This window comes from Streptomyces tritici (genome assembly GCF_048500665.1).
Taxonomy (GTDB): domain Bacteria; phylum Actinomycetota; class Actinomycetes; order Streptomycetales; family Streptomycetaceae; genus Streptomyces; species Streptomyces tritici.
The window spans coordinates 3,493,857-3,513,753 of record NZ_CP183183.1; the positions used below are offsets into that span (position 1 = coordinate 3,493,857).

The window sequence follows — 19,897 nt, forward strand, 5'->3', positions numbered from 1 at the left end:
CATGGACGACCTGCCTCTATCCCAGGCTGTGGAGAACCGATTGTCCACAGGCTCGGGCCGCCTGTAGCCAAAATGCGTCCACGACCGAACAATCGGTAGGTGAGGCGCGCCACACTCGCGCCGCCCCCTGCCCTCGGGTCTAGTGCCCGCTCCCACGAGGAGGTGGACTCGTTGCAACAGCGCAGTTCGACAGTCCAAGCGCCGCCGGCTGCCGTCGCGTACCGGCCCACCCCACCGCCCGCCTGGCAGCCGCGCACCGACCCCGCGCCGCTGCTGCCGGACGCCTCGCCCTTCCGGGTGATCGGCACGGACGCGATGGCCGACGTCGACCGGGAGCTGCTGCTCCGGCTGTACGCCGAGCTGGTCCGCGGCCGCCGGTACAACGCGCAGGCCACGGCCCTCACCAAGCAGGGCCGGCTCGCCGTCTACCCCTCCACCACGGGCCAGGAGGCCAGCGAGGTCGCGGCCGCGCTGGCCCTGCAGGAGCAGGACTGGCTCTTCCCCTCGTACCGGGACACCCTCGCCGCCGTCGCGCGCGGCCTGGACCCCGTGCAGGCCCTGACGCTGCTGCGCGGTGACTGGCACACCGGCTACGACCCGCGCGAGCACCGCATCGCCCCGCTCAGCACGCCGCTGGCCACGCAGCTGCCGCACGCCGTGGGCCTGGCGCACGCCGCCCGCCTCAAGGGCGACGACGTGGTCGCCCTGGCCATGGTCGGCGACGGCGGCACCAGCGAGGGCGACTTCCACGAGGCGCTGAACTTCGCGGCGGTCTGGCAGGCCCCGGTGGTCTTCCTCGTGCAGAACAACGGCTTCGCCATCTCCGTGCCGCTCGCCAAGCAGACCGCGGCGCCGTCGCTGGCCCACAAGGCGGTCGGCTACGGCATGCCGGGCCGGCTGGTCGACGGCAACGACGCGGTGGCGGTGCACCAGGTGCTCACCGAGGCGGTGGCCCGTGCCCGGCGCGGCGGCGGCCCGACCCTCGTCGAGGCGGTCACCTACCGGATCGACGCCCACACCAACGCCGACGACGCCACCCGCTACCGCGGCGAGAGCGAGGTCGAGGCGTGGCGGGCGCACGATCCGATCCGGATTCTGGAGCGGGACCTGACGGAGCGCGGAGTGCTCGACGAGGACGGCGTCCGGGAGGCGGCCGAGGCCGCGGAGACGATGGCGGCGCGGCTGCGCGAGCGCATGAACGCGGACCCGGTCCTCGACCCGATGGACCTGTTCGCCCATGTGTACGCGGAGCAGACCGCACAGCTGCGGGAGCAGGCGGCGCAGCTGCGGGCCGAGCTCGACGCCGAGAGCGAGGCGTGATGACCAGGGCGACGACGGTCGCGAAGACCGTGGCGGCCAAGCCCCGTCCGGCGACCATGGCGCAGGCGCTGCAGCGCGCCATGCGCGACGCGATGGCCGAGGACCCGACGGTGCACGTCCTCGGCGAGGACGTCGGCACGCTCGGCGGTGTCTTCCGGGTCACCGACGGGCTGCAGAAGGAGTTCGGCGAGGACCGCGTCACGGACACCCCGCTCGCGGAGGCCGGCATCCTCGGCACGGCCGTGGGCATGGCGATGTACGGGCTGCGGCCGGTCGTCGAGATGCAGTTCGACGCCTTCGCCTACCCGGCGTTCGAGCAGCTGATCAGCCATGTCTCCCGGATGCGCAACCGGACCCGCGGCGCGATGCCGATGCCGCTGGTGGTGCGCGTGCCGTACGGCGGTGGCATCGGCGGCGTCGAGCACCACAGCGACTCGTCCGAGGCGTACTACATCGCCACCCCCGGCCTGCACGTCGTCACCCCGGCCACGGTCGAGGACGCGTACGGGCTGCTGCGGGCGGCGATCGCCTCCGACGACCCGGTGGTCTTCCTGGAGCCCAAGCGGCTCTACTGGTCGAAGTCCGACTGGTCGCCGGAGTCGCCGGCCGCGGTCGAGCCGCTCGGCAAGGCGGTCGTGCGCCGCCCCGGCACCAGCGCCACCCTGATCACGTACGGCCCGTCCGTGCCGGTCTGCCTGGAGGCGGCCGAGGCCGCCGCTGCGGAGGGCTGGGACCTGGAGGTCGTGGACCTGCGCTCGCTGGTGCCGTTCGACGACGAGACGGTCTGCGCGTCCGTGCGGCGCACCGGCCGGGCGGTCGTGGTCCACGAGTCGCCCGGTTTCGCCGGGCCCGGCGGGGAGATCGCCGCCCGGGTGACCGAGCGGTGCTTCCACCACCTGGAGGCCCCGGTGCTGCGGGTCGCCGGCTTCGACATCCCGTACCCGCCGCCGATGCTGGAGCGGCACCACCTGCCGGGCGTGGACCGGGTCCTGGACGCGGTGGCGCGGCTGCAGTGGGAGGCGGAGAGCTGATGGCCCAGGTGCTCGAGTTCAAGCTGCCCGACCTCGGCGAGGGGCTGACCGAGGCGGAGATCGTGCGCTGGCTGGTCTCCGTCGGCGACGTCGTCGCCATCGACCAGCCGGTGGTCGAGGTCGAGACGGCCAAGGCGATGGTCGAGGTGCCCTGCCCGTACGGCGGTGTGGTCACCGCCCGGTTCGGCGAGGAAGGGACCGAACTGCCCGTCGGCGCCCCGCTGCTGACGGTCGCCGTGGGGGAGCCCTCCGACGGCGACGGGGCGGCCCCGGCCGCGCCGGCGGCCTCCGCCGCGCCGAAGGCCGAGGCGAAGGACGCGGAGTCCTCGGAGTACTCCGGGAACGTGCTGGTCGGCTACGGCACGGCAGGTCCCGCGGCACGCCGCCGCCGGGTCCGCCGGGAGAGCCCGGCGGCTCCGGTCGCCGCGGTTCCGGCGGCGACCGCGGCTCCCGTGGCCCCTGTGGCCGCGGCGCCCGACGCGGTCGACGGGCCGGTGCCGGTCATCTCGCCGCTGGTGCGCAAGCTGGCCCGGGAGAAGGGCCTCGACCTGCGGTCGCTGCGCGGCTCGGGCCCCGAGGGTCTGATCCTGCGGGCCGACGTGGAGCGCGCGATCCGCGACGCGGAGGCTCCCACCGCCGCCGTGCCCGCTCCGGCCGCCGCTCCCGCCCCGGCGGTCGCGGCCGCCGGCGAGCGGGTTCCGCTGCGCGGGATCCGGGGCGCGGTCGCGGACAAGCTGTCCCGCAGCCGGACGGAGATCCCGGACGCGACCTGCTGGGTCGACGCGGACGCGACGGAGCTGATGGCGGCCCGCGCCGCGATGAACGCGGCGGGCGGCCCGAAGATCTCCGTGCTGGCGCTGCTGGCCCGGATCTGCACGGCCGGGCTCGCCCGGTTCCCGGAGCTGAACTCGACGGTGGACACGGCCGCGCGGGAGATCGTCCGGCTGCCGTCCGTGCACCTCGGCTTCGCCGCGCAGACCGACCGCGGGCTTGTCGTGCCGGTGGTCCGCGACGCGCACACGCGGTCGGCGGAGTCGCTGACGGCCGAGTTCGCGCGGCTGACGGAGTCCGCCCGGCAGGGCACGCTGACCCCGGCGGACCTCACCGGCGGCACGTTCACCCTGAACAACTACGGGGTGTTCGGGGTCGACGGCTCCACGCCGATCATCAACCACCCCGAGGCCGCGATGCTGGGGGTCGGGCGGATCATGCCCAAGCCGTGGGTGCACCAGGGCGAGCTGGCGGTCCGCCAGGTCGTGCAGCTGTCGCTCACGTTCGACCACCGCGTCTGCGACGGGGGCACCGCGGGCGGCTTCCTGCGCTACGTGGCCGACTGCGTGGAGAACCCGGCGGTGCTGCTCCGCACGCTCTGACGGCCGGACCGCGCCCAGCCGGTCGGCGAAGACCGACCGGTCCGGGCACGACCGGTCCGTGCACGACTGGACCCTGCTCGACCGGTCCGTGCTCGACCGGACAGGTCCGTGCTCGAACAGACCGGTCCGTTCGACCGATTCCGCCCGGACGCCCGGGCCGAGGCACCTTCCCCTGCCTCGGCCCGGGCGTCGCCGTTCGGGGCGGCGGCTCATACTGCTGGGGTGACGACCTCGTATGACGCCATCGTGCTCGCCGGGGGCGCGGCCACGCGGCTCGGCGGGGCGGACAAGCCCGCGCTGAGCGTCGGCGGGCGCGCGCTGCTCGACCGCGTGCTCGCCGGATGCCGGACCGCCGGGCGGACCGTCGTCGTCGGCGAGCCCCGTCCCACCGTCCGGCCGGTGGACTGGGCGCGCGAGGAGCCGCCGGGCGGCGGCCCGTTGGCCGCGCTCGACGCGGGGCTGCGGCGGAGCGGCGCCGACCTCGTGCTGGTGCTCTCCGCGGACCTGCCGTTCCTCGACGAGGCGATGGTGCGACGGCTCGTGGACGCCCTGGCCGGCGACCCGGGAGCCGACGCCGTCCTGGCCGTCGACGCCGACGGCCGTGACCAGCCGCTCGTGGCCGCGTACCGGAGTGCGCCCGTGCGGCAGTTGCTCGACTCCGTCGCCGAGGAGCACGGCGGGCTCGCCGGGCTGCCGCTGCGACGGCTGACCCGGGGACTCCGGCTCGCCCGGCTCGCCGCGGACCCCCTGGCCTCCTTCGACTGCGACACCTGGGAGGACCTTGCCGCGGCCCGGGCACGGATCAGGGAGCATGGGAACGTGCTGGAAGAATGGATCACCGCAGTCAAGGCCGAACTGGGCATCGAACTCGACGTCGACACCGGCGTCCTGCTCGACCTGGCGCGCGACGCCGCCCACGGAGTGGCCCGACCGGCCGCCCCGCTGACCACCTTCCTGGTCGGTTACGCGGCGGCGCAGGCGAACGGCGGCCCGGAGGCCGTCGCCGAGGCGGCCCGCAAGGCGGCCGCACTCGCCGGACGCTGGGCCGCGGAGGCGGCGCAGGACGAGGCCGAATGACCCCGCAGGACCCCGCGGCCGACAGCGGCACGGCGGGCACGAGCGACCCTGGCGAGGTCTCCGGCGGCGTCCCGGACGCCCTCGACGGTGCTCTCGACGACGCCCTGGCCCTCCAGGCCCCCGCCCCGGCGTCGCCGCCCCCGCCCGAATCCGCCCCCGCGCCCCCGGAGCGCCATCGCGCCACGCCCTGGCCGGAGGCCAGGGAAGCGGCGCGGAAGGCCGGGGCGGCCGTAGGGCCCGCGCCCCGCTCCGTACCGCTCGGCGAGGCGCTCGGGAGGCTGCTCGGCGAGACGCTGACCGCGCTCACCGACCTGCCGTCCTTCGACAGCTCCGCCATGGACGGCTGGGCCGTCGCCGGTCCCGGCCCGTGGCGCGTCGACGAGGACGGCGCCGTCCTCGCCGGACACGCGCCCGCCGCCGCCCTGGACGACGGCACCGCCGTACGCATCGCCACCGGTGCCCGGGTGCCGCCCGGCGCCACGGCCGTGATCCGCAGCGAGCACGCCCGCACCGGCACCGGCGGGCGGCTGTACGCCGAACGCGAGGTCGTCCCGGGCCAGGACATCCGCCCGCGCGGCCAGGAGTGCCGTACCGGCGACCCGCTGCTGCCCGCCGGGACGCCGGTCAGCCCGGCCGTGCTGGGACTGGCCGCGGCCGCCGGGTACGACGAGCTGCTCGTCCTGCCCCGTCCCACCGTCGAGGTCCTGGTGCTCGGCGACGAGCTGCTCACCTCGGGACTCCCCCACGAGGGTCTGATCCGCGACGCCCTCGGCCCCATGCTCGGACCCTGGCTGGAGGCCCTCGGCGCGGACGTCCTCGGCACCCACCGCATCGGGGACGACGCCGACGCCCTGTACGCCGCCGTCACCGGCTCCCCCGCGCATCTGGTGATCACGACGGGCGGCACCGCGGCCGGCCCCGTCGACCACGTCCACCCCGTCCTGGCGAAGGCCGGCGCGGAGCTGCTGGTGGACGGGGTGAAGGTGCGCCCGGGTCATCCGATGCTGCTGGCCCGCCTGGGGGAGGGTCGTCATCTCGTCGGGCTGCCCGGCAACCCGCTCGCGGCCGTCTCCGGGCTGCTGACCCTCGCCGAACCGCTGCTGCGCGCCCGGTCGGGGCGCCCGGCCTCCGAGCCGTATCGCGGACCTGTCCGCGACGAGGTGCAGGGCCATCCCCAGGACACCCGCCTGGTCCCCGTCGTCCACCGGGGCGACCACCTTGTGCCGTTGCACTACAACGGGCCCGCCATGCTCCGCGGCATCGCCGCCGCGGCCGGCATGGCCGTGGTCCCACCGGGCGGGGCGCGGCCCGGTGACACTCTCGACGTACTCGATCTGCCCTGGTCGGCGCCTCAGGCGCTGTCCGCTGCGGCGGGCACCGCCGCCAGAGGAGCGTGTTTCACGTGAAACTTCCCGGACAGGACGCCATGGCCCGGCGGGCCGACGAGAACGCGCGGGTGAAACTGCCCCGCCGGGTCGTCGAGCAGCCGCTGCGCCAGGTCGCCAAACGCCTGCTGATGGCCCTGGGCGTGCTGGTGCTGACGGTGGTCATCGTCTACATCGACCGCGCGGGCTACCACGACAACGCCGACAGCAGCGTCGACTTCCTCGACGCGGCCTACTACTCGACGGTGACCCTCTCCACCACCGGGTACGGCGACATCGTGCCGCACAGCGACAGCGCCCGGCTCACCAACATTCTGCTGATCACGCCGCTGCGCGTGCTGTTCCTGATCATCCTGGTCGGCACCACTCTCGAGGTCCTCACCGAACGGACCCGGGAGGAGTGGCGGCTGAACCGCTGGAGGACCCACTTGCGCGACCACACCGTCATCGTCGGCTTCGGGACCAAGGGACGGTCCGCGATCCAGACGCTGTACGCGACGGGCCTGGCCAAGGACCAGATCGTCGTCGTCGACCCGTCGAGCAAGGTCATCGAGGCGGCGAACGCGGACGGCTTCGTCGGCGTGATAGGCGATGCCACCCGCAGCGACGTCCTGCTCCGGGCCGAGGTGCAGAAGGCCCGTCAGATCATCGTCGCCACCCAGCGGGACGACACGGCCGTCCTGGTGACGCTGACGGCCCGCCAGATGAACCGGGGAGCGAAGATCGTGGCCGCGGTCCGCGAGGAGGAGAACGCGCCGCTGCTGCGCCAGTCCGGCGCCGACGCCGTGATCACCAGCGCTAGCGCCGCCGGCCGGCTGCTCGGGCTCTCCGTGCTCAGCCCCAGCGCCGGCACGGTCATGGAGGATCTGATCCAGCAGGGCTCCGGCCTCGATCTGGTCGAACGGCCGGTCACCAAGGCCGAGGTGGGCAAGAACGTCCGCGAGACCGAGGACCTGGTGGTGAGCGTGCTGCGCGGCCACCGGCTGCTCGGTTACGACGATCCGAAGGCCAGTCCGCTGCAGTTGACGGACCGGGTGATCACGATCGTGCGGGCCGCCCCCGTCACCCCGCTGACCGCTCCGCAGCCGGAGTAGCCTCGCCGCCATGCATGCGATCACGATTCCGGAACCCGGCGGCCCCGAGGCCCTCGTCTGGGCCGAGGTGCTCGAACCCGTGCCCGCCGAGGGCGAGGTGCTCGTCGAGGTGGTGGCGAGCGCGGTCAACCGCGCCGACCTGCTGCAGCGCCAGGGCTTCTACGACCCCCCGCCCGGCTCGTCCCGCTACCCCGGCCTGGAGTGCTCCGGCCGGATCGCGGCCCTCGGGCCCGGGGTCTCGGGCTGGTCCGTCGGCGACGAGGTGTGCGCGCTGCTGGTCGGCGGCGGGTACGCGGAGAAGGTCGTCGTCCCCGTCGGTCAGCTGCTGCCCGTGCCGGAGGGCGTGGACCTGGTGACGGCGGCGGCGCTGCCCGAAGCCGTCTGCACGGTCTGGTCGAACGTGTTCATGATCGCCCATCTCCGGCCGGGCGAGACGCTGTTGGTGCACGGCGGTGCGAGCGGCATCGGCACCACGGCGATCCAGCTGGCGAAGGCGGTCGGGGCGAAGGTCGCGGTCACCGCGGGCGGCCCGGAGAAGCTGGAGCGGTGTGCCGAGCTGGGCGCGGACATCCTGATCGACTACCGGCGCCAGGACTTCGTCGAGGAGCTGCGCAAGGCCACCGACGGCGCGGGCGCGGACGTGATCCTCGACATCGTCGGGGCGAAGTACCTGCAGCGCAACGTGCAGGCGCTCGCGGTCAACGGCCGGCTCGCGATCATCGGCCTGCAGGGCGGTGTGAAGGGCGAGTTGAACCTGGCGGCGCTGCTGGGCAAGCGGGCCGCGATCACGGCGACGACGCTGCGCAGCCGGCCGCTGCAGGAGAAGGCGGCGATCGTGGCCGCCGTGCGGGAGCACGTCTGGCCGCTGATCTCGGCCGGCACGGTCCGCCCGGTGATCCACACGACGGTGCCGATGGAGGAGGCCGCCGAGGGCCACCGGGCGCTCGACTCCGGCAGCCACGTCGGCAAGGTGCTGCTGCTGGCCCCGAAGGCGCTCTGACGCACCGGAGGACGACCGTACGGCGAAGGCCCGGCACCACCAGGTGCCGGGCCTTCGCCGTACGGTCCATGCCCCCGCGCGGCCGCGGGACGCGTTCCTACAGGTAGGGACCCGAGCGGGCGCCGCCGTGGCCGCCGCGCTCCTGCTCGTCGTCGTGCGGGGCGCCGCCCGGGGGAAGGGCGCGGCGCATCTGCTCCAACTGGGCCCGGGCCGCCATCTGCTGGGCGAACAGCGCGGTCTGGATGCCGTGGAACAGGCCCTCCAGCCAGCCGACCAACTGGGCCTGCGCGATGCGCAGTTCCGCCTCCGAGGGGATCGCCTCGTCGGTGAACGGCAGGGAGAGCCGCTCCAGTTCCTCGACCAGCTCAGGAGCCAGCCCGTCCTCCAGCTCCTTCACGGAACTCGCGTGGATGTCCTTGAGCCTGACCCGGCTCGCCTCGTCCAGAGGGGCCGCGCGGACCTCCTCAAGGAGCTGCTTGATCATGCTGCCGATCCGCATGACCTTCGCCGGTTGTTCAACCATGTCCGTCACGGGAACCTCGCGCGACTCGTCGTCCGCGCCGCCGATCGCCATTCCGTCCTGGCCTACCACCAGGACCTGGGGGCTCTCCTGCGACCGTTCACTCCTCGGCATCTCCATGCCGCCCATTCTCTCGCACACCAACCTCACGAGACGGTGTGCCCCCGGAGCGGGGTGATCCACCCTCCTCCGGGGGCACAGTCGTGCAACGGGCCCGTGACGGCCGTCAGGTCGCCGCGCGACGGGCCAGCGCGCCGCGGGAGCGGGTGACCAGGGCGGCCAGGACCGCCGCGCCGAGCGGGACGAGCACCAGGAGCGCCCCGAGGGTCTCCCACGGGATGACGATCGGCACGTACGGGGGATCGCCGAGGAACGCCGCGCCCGCCGGGTTCTCCTCCAAGGCCTGCTCGTACCACTTCTGCTGCTGGCGTGCCTCGGTGAGCCGGAGCCCGATCGCCGGTAGCACGCCCATCGCGGAGCCCAGGACCACGCCCATGGTGGCGACCACCCCGCACTGGAAGCCGCTCAGGGTGCGGCGGACCCGGGGCGGGGCGCCGACCGCGGCGAGCGTCTTCAGATCGGCCTCGGCGTCGGCCTGGGCCAGACCGGTGGCGATGCCGGCGGCGCCGATGGTGACGAGCCCCGCGAACACGGCGAGCGCCAGCAGCACGATGTCGTTCTGCGAGACGTAGCCCTCCTCCAGATGGAGTTCGACGTCGCTGCCGATCTTGGCGAGTGCCGCGTCGAGCTTCTGGCGCTGCTCGGAGTCGGGCATCCGCTCGGTGCTGAACAGGGCGCCCAGCGGGACCGTGGTCAGCCCGGCCGCCTTGGCGGTCGCGGGGCTGACGAGCGCCGTCACGCCGTAGCTGCGCCGGCCGTCGTCCACGAGATGCGCGGGCAGGGACACGACCCGCCCCGGGGGCTCCTTGCCCTCCATCTGGGCCTCGTCGGCCGCCGGGATGTCGGTGATCAGGCGGATGCCGACCTTGCCGGACGCGTCGACCATGGGCTTGCGAAAGGTGACGACCTTGCCCGCGGCGAGCGCCTGCGCGGCGCCGGCGTCCTCGATGCCGAGCACCTTCAGGACCTTGGCGTCAGCGACGAGCAGTCCGCCCTCGACGTTGATCCCGTAGTCGTCGTACTCCTTGCAGCGCCAGTCCTTGGCGAGCTTGCGGGCCTCCTCGCGGCTGAACCGCTGCGCCGGGTCCGGGTGCTCCTTCGTGGAGACCCACAGGGGGCACTCGTTCGCCTTGGGGACGACCACCTCGGAGCGGCCGCAGCCCTCGCTGCCGTCGTGCATCGAGCAGTCGGCCCGGCCGACGGAGACCCGTTCGAGGTCGGCGCGCACGTCCACGGGGAACAGGCGCTGTACGGCCTCCCGGGCCGCCGGGGCGTCGCGGCCGCCCTCCTCGGCGACCAGCGCCGAGACCGCGCCGTGCGGCAGCACCGCCGTGTACTCGGCCCGCTGCTGCCTCTCGTCGCTGGCCGTGTACGTGGCGACGGCGACGGTGCCCGCGACCGCAGCGAGCACGGCGGCGACGGCGGGGGCCGTACGGCCCCGGTTGCGCACCGCGTCCCGCAGCGCGAGGCGCGGTGACAGCGGCAGCCAGCGGCCGACGCGGCCGAACAGGCCGACCAGCGCCGGGGTCATGGCGACCACGCCCAGTTCGGCGAGGGCGCTGCCGCCCGCGACGACCGCGAAGTGGTCGGAGATCACAGCCCCGTACAGGGCGATCGCCGCGCCGAGCAGGACCGCGCCGAGGCCGACCAGCGGCAGCACGCGGTTGCTGCGGCGCACTCCGCGGCGGCCGGTGAGCGAGGCCAGCACGGACTGCCGGGAGGAGGTGATCGCCGGCACGATCGCCGCGAACAGGCCGGTCAGGACGGCGAGCAGGGCGATGCCGAGCAGCTCCAGCGGGCGGACGTCGAAGCTGCCGAACCGGCGGCCGATGTACCCCTCGAGGACGGGCCGCAGGGCGTAGGTGAGCACCAGACCGAGGCCGGTGCCGACGACGGCCGCGGCCGCGCCGATGACCAGACCGCCGGAGAGGACGATGGCGCGGATGTGCCGCCGGTCGCCGCCGTTGGCGCCGACCAGGCCGAGCTGCCGGCGCGAGCGCCGGGCGCCGACGGCGAACGCGGGGCCCGCCAGCAGGCAGATCTCCAGCATCGCCAGGCCGACGACGGTGGCGACCATGACGAGCACCCCGGCCTGAGCGGCCAGGCTCTGCTCCCAGGGAGTCCAGCCGTCCTTCTGGTAGAGCGGGACCTCGGAGCGGGCCGGCGGATCGAGCGCGACGGCTCGCGAGATGACCACGACGCCCTTCTCGTTGGCCGCCTTGACCATGTTCCACGTGAAACCACCGGGCACCTGGACCAGTTGGGTGGCCTGGATGTCGACCGGCTGCAGGCCCGCCTTCTCGGCGGCCTTGGCGTACGGGGCGAGGAACGCGCCCGGCAGGGCGTTGACCTGCAGCGTCGTCAGCTCGCCCGGCAGCTCGTACACGCCGACGATCCGGTACGTACGGTCGAAGCCGCGCACGCCCACGGACGAACCGACCTTCAGACCGCTCGTGTCGAGGAAGTGCTCGGTGACGGCGACTTCGTCCGCCCGCTGTGGGTACCGGCCGTCGAGCAGCGTCAGCAGCCCGTTGGCCATCGGGTCGGCCGCCTTCAGCTCCCGGACCTCGGTCTGCAGCAGGCCGTGCTCGGTGGTGAGCTTGGCGTTGCCGGAGCTGTCGGAGAGGGTCGTGACGCCGGCCGGGAGGACGGAAGCGAGCGGGGCCGCGCCGGGCTTGGGGCCCGGCGAGGAGACCTTGTCGTCCTCGTCGGCCACCGGCGTGCTCATTTCGCCGGGCGGGTCCTGGTAGATCGGCACGCCGCCGTAGCCGGAGTCCCGGAGCCGGGCGTCGGCGGTGCCGATGGAGCGGGACAGCGACTCCTCGGTGGAGAGCTCGGCGCTGCGCAGGGTGAGGTCGGCGGCGCTGACGCCGAGGATCGGCAGGGCGATCATGGCGAGGACGAGCAGGCTGCGTCCCTTGGCGCGCCAGGCGTCGCGGCGGGCGATGCGCACCGCGGCGCGCCAGGAGTGGAACCAGTGCGTCACGGTCGGCCCGCCCGGCCGCTGAGGAGCGAGTCGGCGTCGCTGCGGACGGTCTGGTCGACGACCGCGCCGTCGCGGAGGAAGACCACGCGGTCGGCCCAGGCGGCGAACCGCGGCTCGTGGGTGACGAGGATGCCGGCGGCGCCGGCGTCGCAGCGGCTGCGCAGCAGGGCGAGCACGGCCTCGCCGGTCTCGGAGTCCAGCGCGCCGGTGGGCTCGTCGGCCAGCACCAGGCGGCGGTCGCCGACGAGGGCCCGGGCGAGCGCGATGCGCTGCTGCTGACCGCCGGACATCTCGTCCGGGAACCGGTCGGCGAGGTGCGCCAGCTCCATCTCCTCCAGCGCCGCGACCGCCTCGACGCGGGCCTTGCGCGCGGAGACGCCGTCCAGCTCGCGGGGCAGGGCGATGTTCTCGGCGGCGGTGAGCGCCGGGATCAGGTTGTAGTCCTGGAAGACGTAGCCGATGCTGCGGCGGCGCAGGGCGGCGAGCTGCTTGCGGTCGGCGGCGGTGATGTCCTGGCCTTCGACCAGGACCCGGCCGGAGGTGGGTGCGTCGAGCCCGCCCGCGAGGGTCAGCAGCGTGGACTTGCCGGAGCCCGACGGGCCCATGACGGCGACGAGTTCGCCGGCGTGGACGTCGAGGTCGATGCTGCGCAGGGCGTGCACCTCGGTGGCTCCTGAGCCGTGGACCCGGGTCAGGCTCTGCAGCTGCAGCACGGGCTGCGCCGAGCGGTCCGGTGTGGTTGCGGACATGGGTGGGTTCCCCCCTCGGGCGTACGGGCGAAGGCGCGTACGCGGCGGATGGGGCGTCCGGAGCGGTGGACGCCATGTGGAACGGAACGGCTCGTGGGCCGACTGGTCGGGACGGCCCTCGGGCCTTGGGGCCGGTAGGACCGGCGGAGAGTCGTGCGGTGGGTTACGGCCGCCGGCGACGGGCCGTACGGGCGTGCGCCCTACGGCCATGCGCCCTACGGCCATGCGCCCTACGTGCGTGGGCCCGGCGCGCGGGTGGTGGTGCTCAGGCCGTCCCGCGGACGGACGGCGCGGCGGTGGTGCGGGTGGCCGACGGGCCGGGGTCCGGAGGTTCGGAGCCCGGGCCGGGGCCCGGGTCCCTCGCCTCCGCGTGCGAGAGACGGATCAGCCGCGCCTCGCAGTGGTCCAGCCAGCGGGCCTCGGCCTCGGTCTGGAAGATCAGCTGCTCCAGGACGAGCAGCCACGCGACGTCGTCCCGCTCCCCCGTCCCGCCGCGCTCCACGGCCTCGACGGCCTGGCGCTTGAGCCGCGTGTAGTCCTGCATGGCCTTCACGGTGTGCCGGCGCTGCGACTGGATGACGGCCCGGATGTCGACGCCGGGCGCGCCGACGGCCATGGCGAGCTTGATGGCCAGCTCGTCCCGGGCCGGGCTGGTCCGGTCGACGGGCCGCTCGAACCAGGTCCGCAGCTCGCCCCGGCCGGACTCCGTGATCGTCCAGAGCGCGTGGCCCGCGTCGTCCTCACCGCCCTGCGCGACCAGTCCGTCGCGCTCCAGGCGGTTCAGGGTCGTGTAGACCTGCCCGACGTTGAGCGGCCAGGTCTGGCCGGTGCGGGACTCGAACTCCGTGCGGAGCTGGGACCCGTAGCGCGGGCCGCGTTCGAGAAGGGCGAGGAGCCCGTGGCGGATCGACATACTCAGTATGTATACCGAGTATGTCGAGCCGTCCACAAGCGACCTGAGACGGAACCGCGCCGTCCGACTCAAGGAGGACGGCGGTGCGGAGGACGGAGGCGGGCGGGCTCAGCGGCGACGGATCCGCACCCCGAGGAAGCCGATCCCGAGCCCCACGAGGGCCAGCCCGACTCCCAGCGTCAGTACGGGAATCCGCTGGTCGGCGACGGTGACGGAGGTGTGCGGGCCGGGCAGCCGGACGGCCGCGGCGGGCGTGGCGGCGGGGGAGGACGACGCCGGGGCGGGCTCCTCCGCAGGTACCTCCTCGCGCTCCGGCTCGACCTCACCGGGCGCGGGCTCTGTTGCCGTTCTGGTACGCGAGGGGCTCGGCGCGGCGTCGCTCCCGTCGGCCGAGGGCCTGCCCGAACCGGTGGGCCGCCCCGGCCGCTCGCGCCCCTCCCCCGCGGGCCGCCCGGCCAGCGTCGGCGTGGGCCGCGGCTGCACCGCCTCGGACCGCCCGACCGGCTCGGCGACTCCGGAGGCCGCAACGGACGGCACACCGACCGACGGCCCGGCGGACGGCAGGGCGGACGGGGCACCCGGGGGCGGAGCGGACGGCGGTACGACGAAGGGCGGCGCGACGGTGGGAGCGGCAGGCGCTCCGTGGTGCGCCCCACCGGGCTGCCCCGACGCCTCCCCCGACGGCCCCGGCGCGTACCCTCGCCGAAGCCCGTGCGCCGCCGCCCAAGGCGCGAGGCCGGACCCCGGCCCGCGCACGAACGCCTGCCCGCGCCCCTCGCCGTACGGCCCCCGGTCCGCGTACGCGGTCGGCGCGAGGCCCGTCATCAGCAGCGCACCGGCCGCCACGGGCCCGCAGACCGCCCAGGTCCGCGCCCTGCGGAGTGCTGGAGTCACCGGGTGTCCCCCTCCCGTACCGAGCCGCCGAGTCGTTCAACTCAGCGTCACATGACGGGCCGCACCCGGCATCCCGGACAAACCGTCCGGACTACTGCTGCGGGTTGCCGGTGGAGATCTCGAGCGTCAGCTCGACCTCGTCGTCCTTCACCTCGCTGCCGGCGGGCGGGAACTGGCTCATGACCGTGCCCTCGCCGTACGCGTTCTCCTGGTAGTCCAGCTGCTTCATGATCTTCCAGCCGGCGGCCTGCACACAGGCCTTCACCGACAGGATGTTCTTGTAGCGGAAGTCGGGCAGCTCGATCTTCTCGGGGTCGTCGCTCGACTCGTTCGGCTCCGTGCATTCCTTCTTGTCGATCGTCTTGCTCAGGTCCGGACCCTTGTGCCCCGGGACCGGTGGGGCGCTCTGGGCGCCTGTGGAGCCGCCGGTGGTGCCGGGGTCGTCGTCGCCGCTGAGCTGGATGGCGGTGATCACGCCGCCGATGGCGACCAGGGCCACCGCGATCGCGCCGACGATGACCGGCAGGTTCTTCTTGTCGCCGCCGGTCGTGGTGGGGGCCGGGGTCGGGGCCGTCGTGTAGGGCTGCGGGGTCGGGTACGACGGGGCCGGGGTCGCGGCCTGCTGCGGGTAGCCGTAGGAGGGGGCGGGCGTCGGGGGGCCGTACGGGCCGGGCTGCGGGGTGTGCGGGGCCTGGTACGGCTGCTGCACGCTCTGCGGCGCCGGGGTCTGCTGGCCGACCGGCGGGAACACCGCGGAGCCCACGCCCGAGCCGCTGGCCACCGGGCCGCCCGCGACGATCACCGGCGCGCCGGTCTGCCCCGCCGACAGCACCCGCAGGCACTCGTCGCGCATGGCGGCGGCGCTCGGGAAGCGCTCGTTCGGGTTCTTCTTCAGCGCCCGCGCGACGAGCGCGTCCATCGCCGGGGTCACGGAGCGGTTGATGGAGGACGGCGCGACCGGCTCCTCCTGCACGTGCGCGTACGCGATCGCCAGCGGCGAGTCCGCGTCGAACGGCAGCCGGCCCGTCAGCAGCTGGAAGAGCATGATGCCGACCGAATACAGGTCCGAGCGGGCGTCCACGCCGCGCCCGAGCGCCTGCTCGGGGGAGAGGTACTGCGGGGTGCCGACGACCATGCCGGTCTGCGTCATGGAGGTGACGCCGGACTGCATCGCGCGGGCGATGCCGAAGTCCATCACCTTGACCACGCCGCGCTTGGTCATCATCACGTTGCCGGGCTTGATGTCGCGGTGGACCAGGCCCATCTCGTGGCTGGTCTCCAGCGCGGCGAGCACGTCCGCGGTGACCTTCAGCGCCTTGTCGGCGGGCATCGCACCGTACTGCCGGACGTCCGCGGCGAGCACCGAGCCGAGCGGCTGGCCCTCCACGTACTCCATGACGATGTACGGCATGAGCGCGCCGTCGAGGGAGTCCTCGCCGGTGTCGAAGACGGAGACGATGTTGGTGTGCGACAACTTCGCCACAGCCTGGGCCTCGCGCCGGAACCGCTCGCGGAACGACTGTTCGCGACCGAGTTCCGTGTGAAGGGTCTTGATGGCGACCTGGCGGTCCAGGGCGGAGTCGTACGCCAGGTAGACCGACGCCATCCCGCCCTCGCCGAGCAGATCGCGGAGCTGGTAACGGCCGCCCGCTACCGAACCGCCCGCGTAGCGGCCCTGTGCGCCGTCCTGGCTCATTGTCTGATCTCCCCCGTACGCGCGCGGCGCGCGATGATCCGGAATTTACTGGCCAAGTCTGCCCGAGGGCTCGGACACGTCAAGCCGGGTGCCCGTTCCGTGACACTCAGCACAAGAAGCGTCTCGGAAGCGTTACCGGAACGGCACCGAATTTGCATCGGTGTATGCGAAAGCGGTTGGATGGCCGGTCCATCTCGGACCGAGGTGTCCGAGGAAGCCTGTAGCGTGACGGGACAGAGAACGTCACGGCGACACACGGCAACACACGACGGCGAGGACTGATGGCACCCGAACCCGAAGCAGGCGGCAACGGAGTGCCGGACGCCGCCGCGGAGTCATGGGGCGTCGGCGGTCTGGTCGGTGACGGCCGCTACCGGCTGACGCACCGTCTCGGACGAGGCGGCATGGCCGAGGTGTTCGCGGCGGAGGACGTCCGTCTCGGCCGCACGGTCGCCGTCAAGCTGCTCCGCGCCGACCTCGCCGAGGACCCGGTCTCCAAGGCCCGGTTCACGCGCGAGGCACAGTCCGTCGCGGGCCTCAACCACCATGCGATCGTCGCCGTGTACGACTCCGGCGAGGACTTCGTCGGCGGCCAGTCCGTGCCGTACATCGTCATGGAGCTGGTCGAGGGCCGCACCATCCGCGACCTGCTGATCAGCGCCGAGGCGCCCGGTCCCGAGCAGGCGCTGATCATCGTCTCCGGCGTCCTGGAGGCGCTGGCGTACTCGCACCAGCACGGCATCGTGCACCGCGACATCAAGCCGGCCAACGTCATCATCACCCACAACGGGGCGGTGAAGGTGATGGACTTCGGCATCGCCCGCGCCCTGCACGGCGCGTCCACGACGATGACGCAGACCGGCATGGTCATGGGCACGCCGCAGTACCTGTCCCCGGAGCAGGCGCTCGGCAAGGCCGTCGACCACCGCTCCGACCTGTACGCCACGGGCTGCCTGCTCTACGAACTCCTCGCCTCGCGGCCCCCGTTCACCGGCGAGACGCCGCTGTCGGTGGTCTACCAGCACGTCCAGGACGCGCCGATCCCGCCGTCCGAGGTCGCCGACGGGGCGCCGCCGGAGCTCGACGGCCTGGTCATGCGCTCCCTCGCGAAGGACCCGGACGACCGGTTCCAGAGCGCCGAGGAGATGCGCGGACTGGTCCAGTACGCCCTGCAGATGCTCGAGCAGCAGGGCGGTCACTCGGGCGGGTGGAACACCGGCCCGGTCGCGATGCACGAGGGCCCGCACACCCCCAGCGGTGGCACGGCGCCCACGGCCGCGCTCGGCCACCCGGTGCACGGCACCACCTCGCAGCGCCCGATCCTGCCGCCGATGAACCCGGACGACGGCGGCGTCGGCGGGTACGACACCGGCGGCTACGGCCCGCACGGCGGGAACGGCGGCGGGCGCGGCAAGGTGCTGCTGTTCGTCGCGTTCGCACTGATCGCGATCGTGGCGGGCGTGGTGTACGCGATCGACAAGGCGAACGACAGCAACGGCACCAAGACGGAGAACCCGCCGGCCACCACCGCCCCGTCCACGCCGCAGAACTCCCCCTCGCCGTCGGACGACCAGAGCCAGGACACGGGCGAGCCGGACGACTCCACGGGCGGCGACCAGGGCAACTGGAACTCCCCGACGTACGTGCCGCCGCCGAAGCCCAGCTGGACGCCCTCGCCGACCGGCGAGCCGTCCCCCACCGACGGGACGGGAACGTCCGAGGGCAGCGCCGACCAGGGCGGTACGGGCGAGCCGACGGGCCAGCCGACGAACACCGGGCAGCCCACCGACGGCGGGGACAACGGCGGCGACACCGACCCCGGCACCGACCAGGGCACGTCGACGGGCAACGACGGAGGCCAGTCCGACGGCGGGGAGACCAACTCGGGCGGGACGACGCCGTGATGGGCTCCTGGCACGCCGTCACCCGGTGAGCCGGCGGGCGCGTCACCCCGTGAACGCGTCGCGCACCGCCTCGTACTCCTTCGTCCACCACACCGCCAGGGCCGACACCGCGGGGAACTGCGGGTCGGCCCTTCGGTCGTGCAGCTGGTAGCGCCAGCGCAGTATCCAGAAGTCGTTGAGCCGCTCCCACCACACCCGGTGCACCGCCGCGGCGAGTTCGGCCGCGTCGGCGCCGGCGGCCCGCCGGTACGCCCGCGCGTACGCCCGGACCTTCGCCAGCGGGAGGCGGCCGGTGGGGCCGACGAAGAAGATCGCGGCGGCCCGGACCGCCTCCTCGGCCCGCGGCTGCACGCCGAGCCGGTCCCAGTCGACGATCGCGGCCGGTTTCGCGCCCCGGTAGAGCAGGTTCAGCGGGTGGAAGTCGCCGTGCACCCAGCCGCCCGCCGAGGCGGGCGGTGGCCGGCGGTGGGCGTGCTCGGCGAGCAGGGCGCGGCGTTCGGTGAGCCGGTGTTCGGCGAGTTCGTCGAAGCCGTCGCGGGGCCGGTGGGCGCGGGCGAGCCGGAGCAGGTCGTCGACGACCCGGACGGTGCGCTCGGGGTCGGCGCTCTCGTACGCGCCGCCGGGCGGCGGGGTCTCCATCACCTGGGCCAGGCAGGTGTGGACGTGGCCGAGCAGGGCGCCGAGGCGGTGCGAGCCGGAGGCGGTGAGCTGGGCGCCGTCGCGGTGCCGGCCCTCGACCCAGGGGTGCAGGGCGTAGCAGTGGCCGTCGACGACGGCGACGGTGCGGCCGGCGGAGTCGGCGAGCGGCGGGGCGACGGGCAGGCCGAGGGCGTGCAGCCGCTGGGTGGCCTGGTGCTGGCGGGTGATGGTGGCGCGGTCGGCGGTGGGGGCGTCGACGTGCTGCTTGAGGAAGTACGCGCCGCGCGTGGTGGCGAGGCGGTAGCCGCGGTTGAGCAGTCCTTGGGTGACGGGGACGCAGGAGAGCGGTTCGCCGGCCTCGCGGTAGCGCCGCAGGAGCGCGCCGACGGGCGGAGCCGGTGGTGCGGAGGGCGGAGCGAGTGGTGCGGAGGGCGGAGCCAGTGGTGCGGAGGGCGGAGCCAGTGGTGCGGAGGGCGGAGCCAGTGTTGCAGATGAGCGCGGCACCCGTCAGATGTTAGATCACCCGGAGTGGTGGTTCCGTCGCTCTTCGGAGAGCCGGTGCACGGTCGCGAACCGGGGTTCGATCCGGAGGTAGACCGTCTCCTCGGGATCGCCGTCCGCGGACATCGGAGGCGGCCCGAAGGCGGCGAGCTGGGCGGGGGTGGGGTCGACCAGCGACGCGGTGCCGGTGAACTGCACGGACCAGGCGTCGCGGGCGCCGGAGCCGAGGTTGTCCGCCTCGTACGCGACGACGCTGCCGTCGCAGGCCTCGTGGTAGCCGAGGCAGCGGTGCAGCCGCAGCAGGGGCCGGCCGTCGTCGACGACGTGCCGGGCGGGGGCGACGAAGGGCAGCGCCCGCATGCTGGTGGCGACCCGGCCGTAGGCCACCCGGGCCAGCAGCTCGATGGCGCGCCGCTGCTCGTCGGCGGACGGGGGAGCGGGTCGCGCGTCGGGGGCGTGCCGGTCGTCGGCGGAGGCGTCGGAGGGCATGTTCTCCACTCTGCGCCGCCCGGGGGGCCGGCATAAGGGGCCGCCGCCCCGGTTCTCCGGGACTTAGGTCCCGAACCGCCGGCCGGAAACGGTGGCCGCGACGGCCCGTACCCCGGCCGGAACCGGTGGTCGTGACGGCCCGCGGCCGCCGGCCCGAACCGCCTGCCGCGACGGCCCGTACCGCCGCCGGGGACGACGGCCCGAAG

The 19,897-nt window shown here is 74.2% G+C and carries 16 protein-coding genes; 8 read left to right on the forward strand and 8 right to left on the reverse strand.

Annotation, left to right across the window (positions count from 1 at the left end):
* Positions 1-162 precede the first annotated feature (162 nt).
* The 7 genes from pdhA to ACNJ93_RS16180 all read left to right on the forward strand — a co-directional run bounded on the left by pdhA (position 163) and on the right by ACNJ93_RS16180 (position 8,280).
* Positions 163-1,320 (forward strand): pyruvate dehydrogenase (acetyl-transferring) E1 component subunit alpha, encoded by a 1,158-nt coding sequence (gene pdhA, locus ACNJ93_RS16150; RefSeq protein WP_418958106.1) that lies wholly within the window; start codon positions 163-165, stop codon positions 1,318-1,320.
* On the forward strand, positions 1,320-2,351 hold the full coding sequence (locus ACNJ93_RS16155) for an alpha-ketoacid dehydrogenase subunit beta (protein WP_418958107.1): 1,032 nt from the start codon (positions 1,320-1,322) through the stop codon (positions 2,349-2,351). The genes pdhA and ACNJ93_RS16155 overlap by 1 nt, the downstream gene beginning before the upstream one ends.
* Positions 2,351-3,724 carry a dihydrolipoamide acetyltransferase family protein gene (locus tag ACNJ93_RS16160; RefSeq protein WP_418958108.1) on the forward strand — a complete coding sequence of 458 codons (1,374 nt, stop codon included), beginning with the start codon at positions 2,351-2,353 and terminating at the stop codon, positions 3,722-3,724. The genes ACNJ93_RS16155 and ACNJ93_RS16160 overlap by 1 nt, the downstream gene beginning before the upstream one ends.
* A gap of 222 nt (positions 3,725-3,946) precedes the next feature.
* Positions 3,947-4,801: an NTP transferase domain-containing protein gene (locus tag ACNJ93_RS16165; RefSeq protein WP_418958109.1), complete on the forward strand. Its 855-nt coding sequence runs from the start codon at positions 3,947-3,949 to the stop codon at positions 4,799-4,801.
* Complete coding sequence (locus ACNJ93_RS16170; protein ID WP_418958110.1) at positions 4,798-6,207, forward strand: molybdopterin molybdotransferase MoeA; 1,410 nt, start codon at positions 4,798-4,800, stop codon at positions 6,205-6,207. The genes ACNJ93_RS16165 and ACNJ93_RS16170 overlap by 4 nt, the downstream gene beginning before the upstream one ends.
* Before the next feature lie 20 nt (positions 6,208-6,227).
* Positions 6,228-7,280, forward strand: a complete 1,053-nt coding sequence (locus ACNJ93_RS16175) for a potassium channel family protein (RefSeq protein WP_418961425.1) — start codon at positions 6,228-6,230, stop codon at positions 7,278-7,280.
* Between the two features lie 10 nt (positions 7,281-7,290).
* Positions 7,291-8,280 (forward strand): NAD(P)H-quinone oxidoreductase, encoded by a 990-nt coding sequence (locus tag ACNJ93_RS16180; protein ID WP_418958111.1) that lies wholly within the window; start codon positions 7,291-7,293, stop codon positions 8,278-8,280.
* Between the two features lie 97 nt (positions 8,281-8,377).
* Here ACNJ93_RS16180 and ACNJ93_RS16185 read toward each other — a convergent pair whose 3' ends face one another.
* The 6 genes from ACNJ93_RS16185 to ACNJ93_RS16210 all read right to left on the reverse strand — a co-directional run bounded on the left by ACNJ93_RS16185 (position 8,378) and on the right by ACNJ93_RS16210 (position 16,158).
* Positions 8,378-8,920: a bacterial proteasome activator family protein gene (locus tag ACNJ93_RS16185; protein WP_418958112.1), complete on the reverse strand. Its 543-nt coding sequence runs from the start codon at positions 8,918-8,920 to the stop codon at positions 8,378-8,380.
* 106 nt (positions 8,921-9,026) lie between these two features.
* Positions 9,027-11,906 (reverse strand): FtsX-like permease family protein, encoded by a 2,880-nt coding sequence (locus tag ACNJ93_RS16190; RefSeq protein ID WP_418958113.1) that lies wholly within the window; start codon positions 11,904-11,906, stop codon positions 9,027-9,029.
* Positions 11,903-12,655: an ABC transporter ATP-binding protein gene (locus ACNJ93_RS16195; protein ID WP_418958114.1), complete on the reverse strand. Its 753-nt coding sequence runs from the start codon at positions 12,653-12,655 to the stop codon at positions 11,903-11,905. Before ACNJ93_RS16195 ends, ACNJ93_RS16190 begins: the two co-directional genes overlap by 4 nt.
* 265 nt (positions 12,656-12,920) lie before the next feature.
* Positions 12,921-13,568 carry a PadR family transcriptional regulator gene (locus ACNJ93_RS16200; RefSeq protein ID WP_418958115.1) on the reverse strand — a complete coding sequence of 216 codons (648 nt, stop codon included), beginning with the start codon at positions 13,566-13,568 and terminating at the stop codon, positions 12,921-12,923.
* A 108-nt stretch (positions 13,569-13,676) separates the two neighbouring features.
* Positions 13,677-14,462: a hypothetical protein gene (locus tag ACNJ93_RS16205; protein WP_418958116.1), complete on the reverse strand. Its 786-nt coding sequence runs from the start codon at positions 14,460-14,462 to the stop codon at positions 13,677-13,679.
* Positions 14,463-14,553: 91 nt separating this feature from the next.
* A complete protein-coding gene (locus ACNJ93_RS16210) occupies positions 14,554-16,158 on the reverse strand; it encodes a protein kinase domain-containing protein (RefSeq protein WP_418958117.1) in 1,605 nt (534 codons plus the stop codon).
* Positions 16,159-16,439: 281 nt separating this feature from the next.
* Between ACNJ93_RS16210 and ACNJ93_RS16215 the strand changes: the two genes are divergently transcribed.
* Positions 16,440-18,062, forward strand: coding sequence for a protein kinase domain-containing protein (locus ACNJ93_RS16215; protein ID WP_418958118.1), 1,623 nt, complete (start codon positions 16,440-16,442; stop codon positions 18,060-18,062).
* A gap of 42 nt (positions 18,063-18,104) precedes the next feature.
* On the opposite strand, the gene ACNJ93_RS16220 is transcribed toward ACNJ93_RS16215, so the two are convergent.
* Together ACNJ93_RS16220 and ACNJ93_RS16225 are read right to left on the reverse strand one after the other, a co-directional pair.
* Positions 18,105-19,142, reverse strand: a complete 1,038-nt coding sequence (locus ACNJ93_RS16220; RefSeq protein ID WP_418961426.1) for a phosphotransferase — start codon at positions 19,140-19,142, stop codon at positions 18,105-18,107.
* Between the two features lie 78 nt (positions 19,143-19,220).
* Complete coding sequence (locus ACNJ93_RS16225) at positions 19,221-19,691, reverse strand: pyridoxamine 5'-phosphate oxidase family protein (protein ID WP_418958119.1); 471 nt, start codon at positions 19,689-19,691, stop codon at positions 19,221-19,223.
* Positions 19,692-19,897 lie beyond the last annotated feature (206 nt).

Excerpts from the sequence above, each read along its gene's own strand:
- ACNJ93_RS16155 (WP_418958107.1), top strand. The coding sequence starts at position 1,320 with ATGACCAGGGCGACGACGGTCGCGAAGACCGTGGCGGCCAAGCCCCGT.
- ACNJ93_RS16160 (WP_418958108.1), top strand. The coding sequence starts at position 2,351 with ATGGCCCAGGTGCTCGAGTTCAAGCTGCCCGACCTCGGCGAGGGGCTG.
- ACNJ93_RS16170 (WP_418958110.1), top strand. The coding sequence starts at position 4,798 with ATGACCCCGCAGGACCCCGCGGCCGACAGCGGCACGGCGGGCACGAGC.
- ACNJ93_RS16175 (WP_418961425.1), top strand. The coding sequence starts at position 6,228 with ATGGCCCGGCGGGCCGACGAGAACGCGCGGGTGAAACTGCCCCGCCGG.
- ACNJ93_RS16180 (WP_418958111.1), top strand. The coding sequence starts at position 7,291 with ATGCATGCGATCACGATTCCGGAACCCGGCGGCCCCGAGGCCCTCGTC.
- ACNJ93_RS16185 (WP_418958112.1), bottom strand. The coding sequence starts at position 8,920 with ATGGAGATGCCGAGGAGTGAACGGTCGCAGGAGAGCCCCCAGGTCCTG.
- ACNJ93_RS16195 (WP_418958114.1), bottom strand. The coding sequence starts at position 12,655 with ATGTCCGCAACCACACCGGACCGCTCGGCGCAGCCCGTGCTGCAGCTG.
- ACNJ93_RS16200 (WP_418958115.1), bottom strand. The coding sequence starts at position 13,568 with ATGTCGATCCGCCACGGGCTCCTCGCCCTTCTCGAACGCGGCCCGCGC.
- ACNJ93_RS16210 (WP_418958117.1), bottom strand. The coding sequence starts at position 16,158 with ATGAGCCAGGACGGCGCACAGGGCCGCTACGCGGGCGGTTCGGTAGCG.
- ACNJ93_RS16215 (WP_418958118.1), top strand. The coding sequence starts at position 16,440 with ATGGCACCCGAACCCGAAGCAGGCGGCAACGGAGTGCCGGACGCCGCC.
- ACNJ93_RS16225 (WP_418958119.1), bottom strand. The coding sequence starts at position 19,691 with ATGCCCTCCGACGCCTCCGCCGACGACCGGCACGCCCCCGACGCGCGA.